This window comes from Oryzobacter faecalis (assembly GCF_046764005.1).
GTDB classification, from domain to species: Bacteria; Actinomycetota; Actinomycetes; order Actinomycetales; family Dermatophilaceae; genus Oryzobacter; species Oryzobacter faecalis.
Window position 1 is genome coordinate 265054 of record NZ_JBKOFW010000001.1, and the last position, 14326, is coordinate 279379.

Genomic DNA, 14326 nt, shown 5'->3' on the forward strand with positions numbered 1-14326 from the left:
GGGTGGTCGTCGGCGGCGCGATGGCGCGCACGCAACCTGTACAGCGTAGCCGAGTCCCACCCGGCCCACCAAAACGGCGTCCGGGCGCGGGGGAGCCGCCTGCCGGGGCGCCCTCGACCCCGACGGCCGGCGCCTCCGGGGCGGTGACGCCGGCGACCGTTACCGTGGGCGCGTGCCCGACGTCCTCACCGCCGCCGACGCCCGCCACTGGGCGCTGCTCACCCGGGCGGCCCTGGCGGCACGGCGCACCGAGATCGACGCCCTCAACGTCTTCCCGGTGCCGGACGGCGACACCGGCACCAACCTCTACCTCACCCTCGACGCCGCCATCGACGAGGTCGTCGCCGCGCACGAGGCCGCGGGCGTCCTCGGCCACGCGACCCTCGTCGAGGAGTGCCGCTCTCTCAAGCGGGCCATCCTGCTCTCCGCGCGAGGCAACTCCGGCGTCATCGTCAGCCAGCTCGTCGGGGGCCTGTGCGACGCCGTGGTCGACGCCGAGGTCGAGGAGGCCGACGCCGTCCTCGTCGCCGAGGCGCTCGCACGAGGGGCGGCATCGGCGCGGGCCAGCGTCGCCCACCCCCAGGAGGGGACGATCCTCACCGTCGCCGATGCCGCGGCGGCCGCCGCCGTGGAGGCGGCCGAGGCCGGCTCCACCCTGGCGGACGTCGTCGAGGCCGCGGTCGACGCCGCCCAGGAGGCGCTCGCCCACACCCCCGACCAGCTCGAGGTGCTCGCGCGGGCCGGGGTCGTCGATGCCGGCGGCGCCGGGTGCGTCCTCCTCCTCGAGGCCCTGCTCAGCATCGTCACGGACAAGTGGAGCGTCAGCGACTCCGACCTCCTCGGCGGCGGGCCCGGCCTGCTCCGCCGCGGCGAGTGGCGTCCCGAGCGCCCGCACGCCGACTCCACCGCCTCCCTGCCGGGCCACGATGCCCTCGACCGCGAGCAGCGGATCGGCGACGGACCCGCGTACGAGGTGATGTACCTCCTCCTCGACTCCACGCCCGAGCGGGTCGACACCCTGCGCACCGCCCTCGACGCCCTCGGCGACTCCCTCCTCGTCGTCGGCGGGCCCGACCTCTGGAACGTCCACGTCCACGTCGACGACCCGGGGGCGGCCGTCGAGGCCGGCATCGCCGCCGGGCGGCCCGAACGCATCCGGATCACCCACTTCGACAGCCAGGTCGCGCGCCGTGAGCCCGTCGCGTCCATCGGCGTCGTCGCCTGCTCCGCCGGTCCCGGCATCGCGGCGCTGCTCGAGGAGGCCGGCGCGGTCGTCGTCCCGAGTGGACCAGGGCAGCGTGCCAGCGCCGGCCAGCTCCTCGAGGCCGTGCGGCGCACCCGGGCCGCAGCGGTCGTCCTCCTCCCCGGCGACAGGGACACCCTGCTCGCGGCCGGCATCGCCGCCGAGGCCGCGACCGCCGACGGCGTCGACACCCACGTCGTCCCGGCGCGCACGACCGTCCAGGCCATCGCCGCACTGGCGGTCCTCGACCCGTCCAAACCGTTGCACGCCAACGTCGTCGCGATGACGAGTGCCGCCGTCTCGACGCGTCACGGTGCCGTCTCCGTCGCGTCCAAGGAGGCGCTGACGTGGGCCGGGGTCTGCAGGCCCGGCGACGTCCTCGGCATCGTCGACGGCGACGTCGCGTTCCTCGCCTCCGACCTCGCCGACGCCGCGTCCGACGTCCTCGCCCGCCTGCTGTCGCCCGGCGGCGAGCTCGTCACCCTCGTCGAGGGCGCCGACGCCGACGGTCTGGCCGCTCGGGTCGCCGAGGCGCTCGAGCGCGACCGGCCCGACCTCGAGGTCGTCGTCGTCGACGGCGGGCAGCCGGTCTACCCGCTCCTCATCGGGGTGGAGTGAGGCCGCGACGTGGCGACCGAGTCCAGCAAGCTCAGCCCGATCATCGCCACGGCGGCGAAGAAGTTCGCGACCGCGCGCGACATCCACACCGTCGGTGACCTCCTCGCGTTCTGGCCGCGGCGGTACCGCACCCGCGAGAGCGACCTCGGCGCGGTGACCCCGGGGGAGTACCTCGTCGGGGTGGCCGAGGTGAAGTCGGCGTCGACCCGGCCGATGAAGGCACGCAAGGGGACGATGCTCAACGTCGTCATCACCGACGGGACGCACGACCTCGACGTCACCTTCTTCAAGGCCTGGGGCCACGAGAAGGCCCTCGTCCCCGGCGCCCGCGGCATCTTCGCGGGCACCGTCGGCGTCTACAACCGCCGCCTCCAGCTGACCCACCCCGGCTACACGATGCTCGACGACTTCGACGCCGGCGACCGCAAGGCCCTCATCCCCATCTACCGAGCGGTCGGGTCGCTCCACACGTGGACGGTCACCGAGAGCGTGCGGCGCGTCCTCGACGTCCTCGACGACGTCCCCGACGCCCTCCCGGCCTCCGTCCGCGAGCGCCGGCGGCTGATGTCGCGGATGGACGCGCTGCGCGGCATCCACACCCCCGACTCCTGGCCCGAGGTCGAGGAGGCGCGTCGGCGGCTGCGCTACGAGGAGGCGTTCGTCCTCCAGGTGACCCTCGCCCAGCGGCGCCGGGCCGCCGAGGGACAGGTGACGACCGCGCGCCCCGGACGCGCCGGCGGCCTGCTCGAGGCGTTCGACGCGCGCCTCCCGTTCGAGCTCACCGCCGGGCAGCGCGAGGTCGGCTCGACGATCGCCGAGGAGATGGCGCGCGAGGTCCCCATGCACCGGCTGCTGCAGGGCGAGGTCGGCTCGGGCAAGACCGTCGTCGCGCTGCGGGCGATGCTCACGGCGGTCGACTCGGGCGGGCAGGCGGCGCTGCTCGCGCCCACCGAGGTCCTCGCCGCGCAGCACCACCGCACGATCACCCGGATGCTCGGCGACCTCGCCGAGGGCGGGATGCTCGGTGGCGCCGACTCCGCGACCCGGGTCGCCCTCCTCACGGGCAGCCAGTCGACGGCCGAGCGGCGCCGGGCGCTGCTCGACATCGCGGTCGGTGACGCCGGCATCGTCGTCGGCACCCACGCCCTCCTCGAGGAGCACGTCGACTTCCTCGACCTCGCCCTGGTCGTCGTCGACGAGCAGCACCGGTTCGGCGTCGAGCAGCGGGATGCGTTGCGCGGCAAGGGGAAGCTGCCGCCGCACGTCCTCGTCATGACCGCCACGCCCATCCCGCGCACGGTGGCGATGACGGTGTTCGGCGACCTCGAGACGTCGACGCTGCGCGAGCTGCCGGCCGGCCGGGCGCCCATCGCCACCCACGTCGTGCCCGAGGACCGGCCGGGCTGGATGGAGCGCACGTGGGCGCGGGTCGGCGAGGAGGTCCGCGGAGGGCGGCAGGCCTACGTCGTGTGCCCGCGCATCGGCGACGACGGCGGCGACGACGGCGCCGACCTGCGCGTCGAGACCGACGCCGACGGTGACGCAGCCGCCGCACCGCAGCGCCCCATGCACGGTGTGCTCGCGCTGCACGAGGCGCTCCTGGCGGAGCCGGCGCTCGCGGGGCTCACCGTCGAGGTGCTCCACGGCCGGATGCCCGCCGACGAGAAGGACGCCGTCATGGGCCGGTTCCAGCGTGGCGAGACGCAGGTGCTCGTGGCGACGACCGTCATCGAGGTCGGCGTCGACGTCCCGAACGCGAGCGTCATGGTCGTCATGGACGCCGACCGGTTCGGTGTCTCGCAGCTGCACCAGCTGCGCGGGCGCGTGGGCCGCGGCGGCTTCCCGGGGCTGTGCCTCCTCGTCACGGGCACCGACGCCGAGGCCGCCATGACCCGGCTGAACGCCGTGGCCGCGACGACCGACGGCTTCGAGCTCGCGCGCCTCGACCTCTCGCAGCGCCGCGAGGGTGACATCCTCGGCGCCGCCCAGTCGGGCCGTCGCACGCAGCTCGAGTTCCTCCACGTCCTCGAGCACGAGGACGTCATCGAGGCCGCCCGCGAGGACGCCTTCGCGCTCGTCGCAGCCGACCCCGGCCTCGACGGGCAGCCGCTGCTCGCCGCCGCGGTGCGTGCCCGGGTCGACGCCGAGCAGGCCGCCTGGCTGGAGCGCGGCTGATGACGCGGGTCATCGCCGGCGTGGCCGGGGGGAGGACGCTGCGCACGCCGCCGGGACCGGGCACGCGTCCGACGAGCGACCGGGTCCGCGAGGCCCTCTTCTCCGCCCTCGACGCCCGCGACGCCGTCCGGGGTGCCCGGGTGCTCGACCTGTACGCCGGATCCGGCGCCCTGGGCCTCGAGGCCGCCTCGCGCGGGGCCGCGTCCGTGGTGCTCGTCGAGTGCGACCGGCGGGCCGCGGACGTCATCGCCCGCAACGTCACCGACCTCGGGCTGCCGGGAGCCCGGGTCGTCCGCTCCACCGTCGCCGCCGCCCTCGCGGGTGCGCCGGCCGAGGGCGAGGCCGCCGACCTCGTCCTCGTCGACCCGCCCTACGACGTGGGGGAGGACGCCCTGGCGGCCGTCCTCGAGCGGCTCGCCGCGGCCTGGCTCGCCCCGGGCGGGGTGCTCGTCGTCGAGCGCTCGACCCGCAGCCCCGAACCCGCCTGGCCCGACGGCATCGAGCGCATCGGCAAGCCCCGCAAGTACGGCGAGACCACGGTCTGGCTCGCGACCCGCCACGAGACGGAGAGCCGCTCGGGCAGCTGACCAAGCGGGCTGAGCAGGGTGGACGGGGGACGTCGTGGGCCGCGAGCCCTCGAGCGTCTGACAGGGTTGGGCCATGACCGAGATCCAGATCCCCCGACCCGTGAGCGGCGACGTCCTCGAGCGCATCCTCGAGGACCATGCGCTGTTCGAGGACCTGCTCCGCCTCGCCCGACGCACCGACACCGACCGCGAGGCCGCCCGCCGGGCCCTCGCCGAGGTCCTCGTCGCCCACGCGGTCGCCGAGGAGGAGCTGGTCTACCCGCAGCTGAAGCAGGCTCGCGCCATCGACGAGCACGAGAAGGAGCACGGCGAGGAGGAGCACGCCGAGATCAACGAGGCGCTCCTCGCGTTCCTCGAGGTGAGGGGCACCGACACCCAGAAGTACGACGACGCGCTCGAGGAGCTCGCGACCGTGGTCAACCACCACGCGAACGAGGAGGAGCAGACGATCATCAACCCCGCCCGCGAGGACGTCTCCATCGACCGCCGCGAGGCCCTGGCCGTCGAGTGGCTGACCCGCCGCAACCAGCTGCTCGAGCAGGGCTGCGCCAGCGAGGAGCAGGTCCGGGCGCTCGTCGACGAGGCCGTCGCCGAGGGCACCCTCGCTCCGGAGGAGGCCCGCGAGGAGGCCGACGAGATCAAGGAGAAGGCCAAGGAGGAGGCCGAGGCGGTCGAGGAGGCCGCCAAGGAGGACGCGGCAGGCTGAGGGTGGCCGCGTGGGTACGGTGGTGCCCGTGACCTCCCGCCCGCGCCGGGCCGTCTGCCCCGGCTCCTACGACCCCGTGACGAACGGGCACCTCGACGTCGTCGCCCGGGCGGCCGCCCTCCACGACGAGGTGGTCGTCACGGTCCTGCACAACCCCGCGAAGGCCGGGACGTTCAGCGTCGCCGAGCGGGTGGCCTTCGTCGAGCGCGGCCTCGCGGCGGCCGGGGTGCGCAACGCGCGGGTCGAGGCGTTCTCCGGGCGCCTGCTCGTCGACGTCTGCCGCGAGGTCGGCGCCGACGTCGTCGTCAAGGGGCTGCGCGGCGCCACGGACTTCGCCTACGAGCTGCCGATGGCGCTGATGAACCGGCACCTCACCGGGGTCGAGACGCTCTTCCTCCCCGGGGCGGCCGAGTTCGAGCACGTGTCGAGCTCGCTCGTCAAGGAGGTCGTGCGCTACGGCGGGGACGTCACCGGCCTCGTGCCCGACGAGGTCCGCGACGCCCTCGTCGCCCGGCTGCGTGCCGACGGCTGAGGCCCAGCGGGCCGACGCCGGCCGGGGGGAGCCGGGCGCCGCGCCCGCCGCCGAGCGCCCCCGGGTGACCCGTGGCGCCGGGTTCCGCCCCGACGTCGAGGGGCTGCGCGCCGTCGCGATCCTCACCGTCCTCGCGTACCACGCGGGGCTCCCGCTCCATGCCGGCTTCGTCGGCGTCGACGTCTTCTTCGTCATCTCCGGCTATCTCATCACCGGGCTGCTCGTCACCGAGCTGTGGTCGACGGGCCGGATCTCGTGGCTGCGGTTCGTCGGGCGACGGATCCGGCGCCTGCTGCCCGCGGCCGTCCTCGTCCTCGCGGTCACCTCGCTCGTCGCGTTCTTCGTCGTGCCGGGGCTGCGGCGGCGCGACATCGCCGTCGACGTCATGGCGGCGGCGGGGTACGTCGTCAACTGGGTCCTCGCCGGGCGGGAGGTCGACTACCTCGCCTCGGACGTCGTCCCCTCCCCGGTGCAGCACTTCTGGTCGCTGGCCGTCGAGGAGCAGTTCTACGTCGTCTGGCCGCTGCTGCTCATCGTCCTCGCCCTCGTCGTGCGGCGCCCGGGGCGGCGGGCGGTGCTCTGCGCTCTGGGTGCGCTCGTCGCGGGTTCGTTCGCGTGGTCGGTGTGGGCCTCGCACACCGACCCGGCGCCCGCGTTCTTCACGACGACGACGCGGGTGTGGGAGCTCGGCATCGGGGCGCTGCTCGCCGTGGCCCTCGCCGGGCGGGAGCGTCCCGCCGCCGCGGCCCGCTGGGCGGCCCCGACCGGATGGGCGGCCCTCGCCGTCCTCGTGGCCGTCGCCGTCGCCCTCCCCAGGGACGTCGACTGGCCGGGTGCGTGGGCCCTGCTACCCACCGTGCCCACCGCCCTCCTGCTGTGGGTCGGCTGGCACGCGCCGGCGAACGGCCCGGTCCGGGTCCTCGGGTCGGCGCCGATGGTGTGGGTCGGCGGGCTGTCGTACTCGATCTACCTCTGGCACTGGCCGGTCCTCGTCCTCGGGGAGTGGACGGCCGGGTGGGCGGGCACGACCCTCCCCGCGTGGGGCACGGTCCTCCTCGCCGCAGCGTCCGTCCTCCCGGCCTGGCTGTCGTGGCGGTTCGTCGAGAACCCCGTCCACCACGGGCCGTGGCTGCGCGAGCGGCCCCGCGCCCTCCTCGCCGCCGGGCTGGCCCTCTCGCTCACCGGGGTGCTCGTCGCCCTCCCGCTCCTGCCGCTGAGGTCACCGTTCACGACGACGCCGCCCGCGGGCTCGGTGCCGCCGCTCGCCCAGCTGGGCGCCGGGACGCTGGGCGCGGGCCGGCCGTACGTGCCGGTGGACGACCCGGGGTGGGTGACGCCCGACCCCCTCGTCTCGGGCACCGACCGGCCGGCGGCCGACGTCGACCGGTGCCAGGTCGAGGTCGCGGTCACCGAGCCGGTCGCCTGCGAGTTCGGCGACCCGCCAGGGGCGACGACGGTCGCCCTCGTCGGTGACTCGAAGGCGATGCAGTGGCTGCCCGCCCTCGAGGAGGCCGCGGCCGCGCGGGGGTGGCGGGTCGTCACGTACGGCAAGTCGTCGTGCGCCTTCTCCGGCGCCCCGGCCGCACGGGCCGGCGGCGCCTACCCCGAGTGCGACGCATGGAACACCGCCGTCGCCGAGTCCCTGCGCGCCGACCCGCCCGACGTCGTCGTGACCTCGGGCGTGGCCGCCTCCGCCTGGGCCGGGAACCGCACCGCCCGGGCCCTGCTCGTCGACGGGTACGCGTCCCGATGGCGGGCGCTCGCCGACGAGGGCGTGCCGGTCCTCGTCGTCGGTGACAGCCCGCTCTCCCCCGACGACCTGGACGTCTGCGCCGCGCGCCGTCCCCGGGAGCTGACGCAGTGCTCCTTCGACCGGGCCGAGGCCGTGCGGGGGAGCGGCCTGGCCGTCCAGCGCGACGCCGTGCGGGCCGCCGCATCCCCGGGGGTGGGGCTGCTGGACCTCACCGCCTGGGTCTGCCCCACCGAGCGGTGCCCCGTCGTCATCGGCCACGTCGCCGTCCACCGCGCGGGCGACCACGTGACGGCGACCTACGCGCGCACCCTCGCGCCGCAGGTCGGGGACGGTGTGGACGCGCTGCTGCGCCGGTTTGGGTGAAGTGGCCCCGACCGGTAACCTTGACCCTCGGTCTGCGTCCGTGTGGCGCGGCACGAACCACTCCGACGACTCTCCAAGGCCATGACTCGACTCGACCCCCGGTCCCCGATGGTGCTCGACACCAAGCTCGTGGGCCGGCGACCCGGGACGATGCACGAGCTGACGCGGGACGTCGGGACGCCGAGCGACTTCGGTACGGATGTCATGCGCGTCGAGGAGGGCGAGAGCCTCCACCTCGAGCTGCGCCTGGAGTCCGTCGTCGAGGGCGTGCTCGTCACCGGTTCGGTCCGCGGCACGGCGACCGGCGCCTGCGTGCGGTGCCTGGACCCCGTCACCGAAGAGGTCGACGGGTTCTTCCAGGAGCTGTTCGTTCACGCCGACCGCCACGACCACCACCGCGAGGTGGGGGACGACGACGCCGACCAGGAGCGCCAGGTCGAGGACGGCTACATCGACCTCGAACCGGTGCTTCGTGACACGGTGGTGCCCGCACTGCCGTTCCAGCCGGTGTGCCGGCCCGACTGCCCCGGGCTGTGCTCCGAGTGCGGCCTGCCGCTCGCGGAGGACCCGCAGCACCAGCACGACCAGATCGACCCCCGGTGGGCGGCGCTCTCGGCCCTGTCCGAGCAGCCACCCACGACGACAGAGAAGAGGACCTGACGTGGCCGTTCCGAAGCGGAAGATGTCGCGCTCCAACACCCGCTCGCGCCGCGCCAACTGGAAGGCGACGGTCGTCGCCACGACGACCTGCCCCCAGTGCAAGGCGCCGACCCAGCCGCACCAGGCGTGCCCGTCCTGCGGCACCTACAAGGGGCGCCAGTACGGCGCCGCCGAGCGCTCCGAGCACCAGGGCTGAGCCCATCCCCATGGGGAAGGGGTCGGCCTCGCCGGGCACGCTCGTCCCACTGCGCCCGGTCGACGAGCTCCTCGAGCACCTCGTCGGGGTCACCGGCGCGTCCGTCGACGCGTCGGTGCTCCAGCGTGCCCTGACGCACCGCTCGTACGCGTACGAGGCGGGTGGCCTGCCGCACAACGAGCGGCTCGAGTTCCTCGGCGACTCCGTCCTGGGGCTCGTCGTCACCACGACGCTCTACGACGCCCACCCCGACACGACCGAGGGCCAGCTCGCCAAGCTGCGGGCTGCCGTGGTCAACATGCGGGCCCTCGCCGACGTCGGGCGCACCCTCGGGCTCGGTGACTTCGTCTACCTCGGCCGGGGCGAGGAGTCGACGGGCGGTCGCGACAAGGACTCGATCCTCGCCGACACGGTCGAGGCCGTCATCGGCGCCGTCTACAGCTCGTGCGGCATCGACGCCGCCACCGAGCTCGTCCACCACCTCGTCGACCCGCTGCTCGCCCAGTCGGCCACGCTCGGCGCCGGCCTGGACTGGAAGACGAGCCTGCAGGAGATCACCTCCCGGCACGGGCTCGGCGCCCCCGAGTACGCCGTCGACGAGGACGGGCCCGAGCACGCGAAGTGGTTCGAGGCCACGGTCACCGTCGCCGGCGACGTGCTGGGCCGCGGCGCGGGCCGCACGAAGAAGGTCGCCGAGCAGGAGGCCGCCGCGCTGGCCTGGACGACGATCCGAGACCGCCACGAGGGGCCCATCGCCGGCCCCGAGGAGGAGCCCGCACCCGAGGGCGACGCCGACGACGTCGACCCGGACGGGCCCCGTCCGCCTCGTGCCTGACGCCTCCCGTGGCTGAGACCCCGCGTGCCTGAGCTGCCCGAGGTCGAGGTCGTCCGCCGCGGCCTCGAGGGCCACGTCCTCGGCCGCGACATCACCTCGGTCGAGCTGCGGGGCGCACGGGTGGCCCGCCGCCACCTGCCCGGTCCGCAGGACCTCGCCGCCCGGCTGGCGGGGCGACACGTCGCGGCCGTGCGCCGCCGCGGGAAGTACCTCTGGCTCGACCTCGGGGACCGCCTCGGGCTCCTGCTCCACCTCGGGATGAGCGGGCAGCTGCTCGTCGAGGACGCCGGCGCCCCCGACGAGAAGCACCTCCACGCGCGGTTCCGGTTCGCCGACGGCGGACCCGAGCTGCGCTTCGTCGACCAGCGGACCTTCGGCGGCCTGGCCCTCTCCGACCTCGACGACACCGGGGTCCCGACGGCCATCGCGAACATCGCCCCGGACCCCTTCGACCCCGGGTACGACCGGGCCGCCGTCATCCGCCGGATCAAGGCCAAGGACAGCGCGGTCAAGCGGGTCCTGCTCGACCAGGGGGTCGTGTCGGGGATCGGCAACATCTACGCCGACGAGGCGCTGTGGCGGGCGGAGGTCCACGGCGAGCGGGTCTCGAGCGCGCTGACGAAACCGCGGATCGGCGCCGTCCTCGACCACGCGACCGCGGTGATGGCCGAGGCCCTCGGCCAGGGCGGGACGAGCTTCGACGCCCTGTACGTCAACGTCAACGGCGCATCGGGCTACTTCGACCGGTCGCTGCACGCCTACGGGCAGGCCGGGCGCCCGTGTGCGCGGTGCGGGACGCCGATCCGCCGCGAGCAGTTCATGAACCGCTCGTCGTTCTCGTGCCCGCGCTGCCAGCCGCGCCCGCGGGGCCTCCGCCCGACCTGACCGCACGCCCACTGGCTAGGGTTGGCCGATGCCCAGCACGCGTCCCGAGCCGGCCTGGCTCGCGTCCTCCGTCCTGTACCAGATCTACCCGCAGACCTTCGCCGACGGCGACGGCGACGGCATCGGTGACCTCGCGGGGGCGCTCGAGCGGCTCGACCACCTGGCGTGGCTCGGGGTCGACGCCGTGTGGTTCAGCCCCCTGTTCGCCTCCCCGTTCGCCGACGCCGGCTACGACGTCAGCGACTACCTGTCGGTGGCGCCGCGGTACGGGACGAACGAGGACCTCGTCGCCGTCGTCGAGGCGGCCCGCAGCCGGGGGATCCGGGTCCTGCTCGACCTCGTCGCCGGGCACACGAGCGACCAGCACCCGTGGTTCCGTCAGTGGGCGGCCGACCCGGGCGACGGCCGGTACGTCTGGAACGAGCGCGTCGGCAGCCCGGCCGGCATCTGGTGCCCCGTGCCCGGGAAGCGGGGCGGGTACTACCTGCTCAACTTCTACCCCTGCCAGCCGGCGCTGAACTTCGGCTACGCGCGACAGGACCCGACGCAGCCGTGGCGCGACCCGGTCGACGCCCCCGGGCCGCGCGCGAACCGACAGGCGCTCAAGGACGTCATGGGCCACTGGTTCGACCTCGGGGTCAGCGGGTTCCGGGTAGACATGGCCGGCTCGCTCGTCAAGGACGACCCGGGCCTGGTCGAGACCGGCCGGCTCTGGGGCGAGATGCGCCGGTGGATCGACACGACCTACCCCGACTGCGCGCTGCTCTCCGAGTGGGGCGACCCCGCCGTCTCCGTGCCCGCCGGCTTCCACGCCGACTTCTTCCTCCAGTTCAGCAACCCCGGCCTGAGGTCGCTGTGGCACACCGGTGTCGGCACGCACGACACGAACTGGTCCGAGACGGGTCGGTTCTTCTTCGACCCCGAGGGCAGCGGCGGGCTCGACCTCTTCCTGCGCGAGTGGCGGCGCGCGACCGAGGCGATCGAGGCCGCGGGCGGGGGGCACGTCGCCCTGCCGACCGCGAACCACGACTACGCCCGCCTCGTCACCGGTCCCCGGACCGCGGCGCAGGCCCGCGCGGCGTACGCCTTCCTCCTCACCTGGCCCGCGCTGCCGACGATCTACTACGGCGACGAGATCGGGATGCGCTACGTCGAGGGGCTGCCCGACAAGGAGGGCAGCATCCTGTCGCCGAGCAACAACCGCACCGGGTCGCGCACGCCGATGCAGTGGGCGCCGGGCGTCGGGGCCGGGTTCTCCACGGCTCCCGAGGAGGAGCTCTACCTCCCGCTCGACCCGGCCGAGGACCGGCCCGACGTCCAGACCCAGCGGGCCGACGAGGGGTCGCTGCTCCACCTCGTGCGGCGGCTCGTCGCGCTGCGCCACGCGACCCCCGCGCTCGGCCCCGAGGGCAGCCTCGAGCTGCTCACCGAGGACTACCCGTTCGCCTACGTGCGCGGAGGCACCCACCTCGTCGTCGTCAACCCACGGCGAGAGCCGGCCACGGTCGACCTGCCACCGGGCTGGGAGGACGCCGCTTCGGTCGAGGTCGAGGGCGTGCGCGTCGGCGACGGCCGCGCGCAGGCCGACGGCTTCGGGTTCGCCGTCGTCGAGCGGAGCCGCTGAGCGCCGTCCCCAGCCAGGCGTGTGACGACGGGCTGCGTCAGGGCAGGGGCAGGGCCCGCAGCGTCACGGGCCTGCCGGTGCGGCGCTCGGAGAGCTCGGCGAGGGCCGCGCGCACCGTCTTGGCGTACAGGTGCGAGCCCTCGAGGCTGGGGTGGATGCCGTCGGGCTGGAGCTGGCCGTTCGTGCCGGCGAGGGCGGCGTGCCAGTCGGCGAGGACGACGTTGGGGCGCCCGGCCGCGAGGTCGCGCAGGGCCGCGTTGTCGGACTCGATCCGGCTGAACGGGCCGTGCAGGGTCACGAGGACGACCATCCGCTCCGGCCCGATGGCGTCGAGGGCCCGGCGCACGGCCTGCGCATCGGTGCCGGCGTTCGTCCCGAAGCCGAGGACGACCGCCCGGCGCAGGGAGCCGCCCCGGGCCTCGACCAGTCCGGGGGCTGCCGACCAGCGGCGGTTGGACTTCGCGTCCATCCGCACCTTCGGCAGGTAGTAGCGCAGCGCGTGGCTCGCGCCGACGACCATCGAGTCGCCGAGGACGTCGACCTCGCGGCCCTCGGGCATCGACCAGTCCTGGGCGGGAGCCGCGGGTGCCGCTGTGGCCGCGTCCGCGCCCGGTGCCCTCGGGGCCGGCGCGGGTGCGGGGTCCTGGCCGGCGAGAGCGGCCTCGTTGGCGGTGATGAGCTCCTCGGTCGAGGACCGGTCCGGCGCGGTGAGCAGGACGACGACGGTGGCCACGGTCGCGACGGCGACGACGCCCCAGACGACCCGGGCGGTGCGGGTTCCCAGCCCCCGCAGCCGGCGCAGCGCCTCTCGCGCCGCGCCACGGAAGCCGCGGCGGCGGACGGGTAGCTCGACGAGGCGGTACGACAGGTCGGCGGCGGCGACGGTCACCACGAGCGCCCAGAGCCGGGTGAGGACGTAGGCGGTGCTGCCGCGCGCCTCCGGCAGGTCCTGCGCGACGACGAGGACGACCGGCCAGTGCCACAGGTAGATCCCGTAGCTGCGGGCACCGACCCACCGCGCGAGTGGCAGCTCGAGGAGGGCCCGCAGCCGGCCGGGGCGCTCGACGACGACGAGCACGAGCGCGGTCGTCGCGACCGACGCGAGGAGGATGCCGCCGCGGAAGGTCCACGGCGAGGTCTCGGACGCGGTGGCGAGGAGCGCCGCGAGGACCGCGAGGGCGGCGACGGCGACCGTGCGGCGGTGCCGCTCCCAGTGCGGCGTCGTCGTCCACGCCCGGTGCGGTGCGGCCCAGGCGAAGGCGAGCGCGGCACCGAGCATCAGGCCGACGAGGTGGGTGTCGGTGCCGAAGTACACGCGGGTCGGGGCGTCGGGGTCGAGGCGCAGTGCCATGAGGAGCGCGGAGGTCAGGCCCAGCCCGGCGGCCGTCGCGGCCAGCACGACGGCGCGGCGCGACGTCCTCAGCAGCACGAGGAGGGCCAGGGGCCACAGGAGGTAGAACTGCTCCTCCACCGCGAGGGACCAGAGGTTCATCAGCAGCTGCGGCGTGGTGGCCTCGAAGTAGTCGGACCCGGCCGAGACCTCGAGCCAGTTCGAGGTGAAGGTCAGCGCCCCGAGCACCTGTCGGCCGACGCCGACGAGGAGGTCGCCCTCGCTGACCCGGGCGAGCAGCACCGCGGACGGGACGAGGAGGAGCAGCGCGGGCAGGAGCCGGCGGGCGCGGCGGGTCCAGAAGCCGCGCAGGTCGATCGAGCCCGTCGTGGCGCGCTCGCGCAGCAGCAGGGTGGTGATGAGGAAGCCGCTGACGACGAAGAACACGTCGACGCCGAGGAAGCCGCCCGGCAGCCACGAGGCGTCCAGGTGGAAGACGAGGACCGCGGCGATGGCGAGGGCGCGCAGGCCGTCGAGCCCCGGCAGGCGGCTCGTGCGGGCACGGGGGCGAGCGGGATCCCCGTCGGGCGGGGCCGACGGCAGGGGGCGGGGGGATGGGCGGGTCCCCTGAGCCTCCGTCGTGCTCATGGCAGCGACGGTAGTGGCCGGTGGTGTCACTGTGACGGAGCCACGCTGGTGGGACGGGTGATGACGGCCACGAGCCGGTCCCGTCCCAGCGGCTTCGCACTGCTGCGCCCGACGTCAGCAGTGCGAAGGTGCCAGCACACCGGCGCGCCGGCGGACCCGCCCGGGTTCCTA

The 14326-nt window shown here is 75.0% G+C and carries 12 protein-coding genes; 11 read left to right on the forward strand and 1 reads right to left on the reverse strand.

The features are described from left to right. Positions 1-172: 172 nt before the first annotated feature. The 11 genes from ACK8HX_RS01275 (at position 173) to ACK8HX_RS01325 (ending at position 12177) form a co-directional block, all read left to right on the forward strand. Positions 173-1861: a DAK2 domain-containing protein gene (locus ACK8HX_RS01275; RefSeq protein ID WP_411938829.1), complete on the forward strand. Its 1689-nt coding sequence runs from the start codon at positions 173-175 to the stop codon at positions 1859-1861. Positions 1862-1870: 9 nt separating this feature from the next. Continuing rightward, positions 1871-4036, forward strand: coding sequence for an ATP-dependent DNA helicase RecG (locus tag ACK8HX_RS01280; protein WP_411938830.1), 2166 nt, complete (start codon positions 1871-1873; stop codon positions 4034-4036). Beyond that, entirely contained in the window at positions 4036-4623 is a 588-nt protein-coding gene (gene rsmD, locus ACK8HX_RS01285) for a 16S rRNA (guanine(966)-N(2))-methyltransferase RsmD (protein WP_411938831.1), read from the forward strand. The genes ACK8HX_RS01280 and rsmD overlap by 1 nt, the downstream gene beginning before the upstream one ends. A gap of 73 nt (positions 4624-4696) precedes the next feature. Then, positions 4697-5329 carry a hemerythrin domain-containing protein gene (locus ACK8HX_RS01290; RefSeq protein WP_411938832.1) on the forward strand — a complete coding sequence of 211 codons (633 nt, stop codon included), beginning with the start codon at positions 4697-4699 and terminating at the stop codon, positions 5327-5329. 28 nt (positions 5330-5357) lie between these two features. Further along, positions 5358-5861 carry a pantetheine-phosphate adenylyltransferase gene (gene coaD / locus ACK8HX_RS01295; RefSeq protein ID WP_411938833.1) on the forward strand — a complete coding sequence of 168 codons (504 nt, stop codon included), beginning with the start codon at positions 5358-5360 and terminating at the stop codon, positions 5859-5861. After that, positions 5848-7977: an acyltransferase family protein gene (locus tag ACK8HX_RS01300; protein ID WP_411938834.1), complete on the forward strand. Its 2130-nt coding sequence runs from the start codon at positions 5848-5850 to the stop codon at positions 7975-7977. Before coaD ends, ACK8HX_RS01300 begins: the two co-directional genes overlap by 14 nt. A gap of 81 nt (positions 7978-8058) precedes the next feature. After that, entirely contained in the window at positions 8059-8637 is a 579-nt protein-coding gene (locus tag ACK8HX_RS01305) for a YceD family protein (RefSeq protein WP_411938835.1), read from the forward strand. Position 8638: 1 nt separating this feature from the next. Next, positions 8639-8833, forward strand: a complete 195-nt coding sequence (gene rpmF, locus ACK8HX_RS01310; RefSeq protein WP_411938836.1) for a 50S ribosomal protein L32 — start codon at positions 8639-8641, stop codon at positions 8831-8833. Positions 8834-8843: 10 nt separating this feature from the next. Then, the gene (gene rnc / locus ACK8HX_RS01315) at positions 8844-9668 is read left to right on the forward strand and encodes a ribonuclease III (RefSeq protein WP_411938837.1); all 825 of its coding nucleotides are present in this window, start codon (positions 8844-8846) and stop codon (positions 9666-9668) included. Between the two features lie 24 nt (positions 9669-9692). Further along, positions 9693-10553, forward strand: coding sequence for a bifunctional DNA-formamidopyrimidine glycosylase/DNA-(apurinic or apyrimidinic site) lyase (gene mutM, locus ACK8HX_RS01320; RefSeq protein ID WP_411938838.1), 861 nt, complete (start codon positions 9693-9695; stop codon positions 10551-10553). A 28-nt stretch (positions 10554-10581) separates the two neighbouring features. Then, on the forward strand, positions 10582-12177 hold the full coding sequence (locus ACK8HX_RS01325) for an alpha-amylase family glycosyl hydrolase (RefSeq protein WP_411938839.1): 1596 nt from the start codon (positions 10582-10584) through the stop codon (positions 12175-12177). 37 nt (positions 12178-12214) lie between these two features. On the opposite strand, the gene ACK8HX_RS01330 is transcribed toward ACK8HX_RS01325, so the two are convergent. Further along, positions 12215-14155: an acyltransferase family protein gene (locus ACK8HX_RS01330; RefSeq protein WP_411938840.1), complete on the reverse strand. Its 1941-nt coding sequence runs from the start codon at positions 14153-14155 to the stop codon at positions 12215-12217. Positions 14156-14326: the final 171 nt, after the last annotated feature.

Coding starts and splice junctions, on each gene's coding strand:
- ACK8HX_RS01290 (WP_411938832.1), top strand. CDS start 4,697: ATGACCGAGATCCAGATCCCCCGACCCGTGAGCGGCGACGTCCTCGAG.
- ACK8HX_RS01330 (WP_411938840.1), bottom strand. CDS start 14,155: ATGAGCACGACGGAGGCTCAGGGGACCCGCCCATCCCCCCGCCCCCTG.
- rsmD (WP_411938831.1), top strand. CDS start 4,036: ATGACGCGGGTCATCGCCGGCGTGGCCGGGGGGAGGACGCTGCGCACG.
- rnc (WP_411938837.1), top strand. CDS start 8,844: ATGGGGAAGGGGTCGGCCTCGCCGGGCACGCTCGTCCCACTGCGCCCG.
- ACK8HX_RS01325 (WP_411938839.1), top strand. CDS start 10,582: ATGCCCAGCACGCGTCCCGAGCCGGCCTGGCTCGCGTCCTCCGTCCTG.
- ACK8HX_RS01305 (WP_411938835.1), top strand. CDS start 8,059: ATGACTCGACTCGACCCCCGGTCCCCGATGGTGCTCGACACCAAGCTC.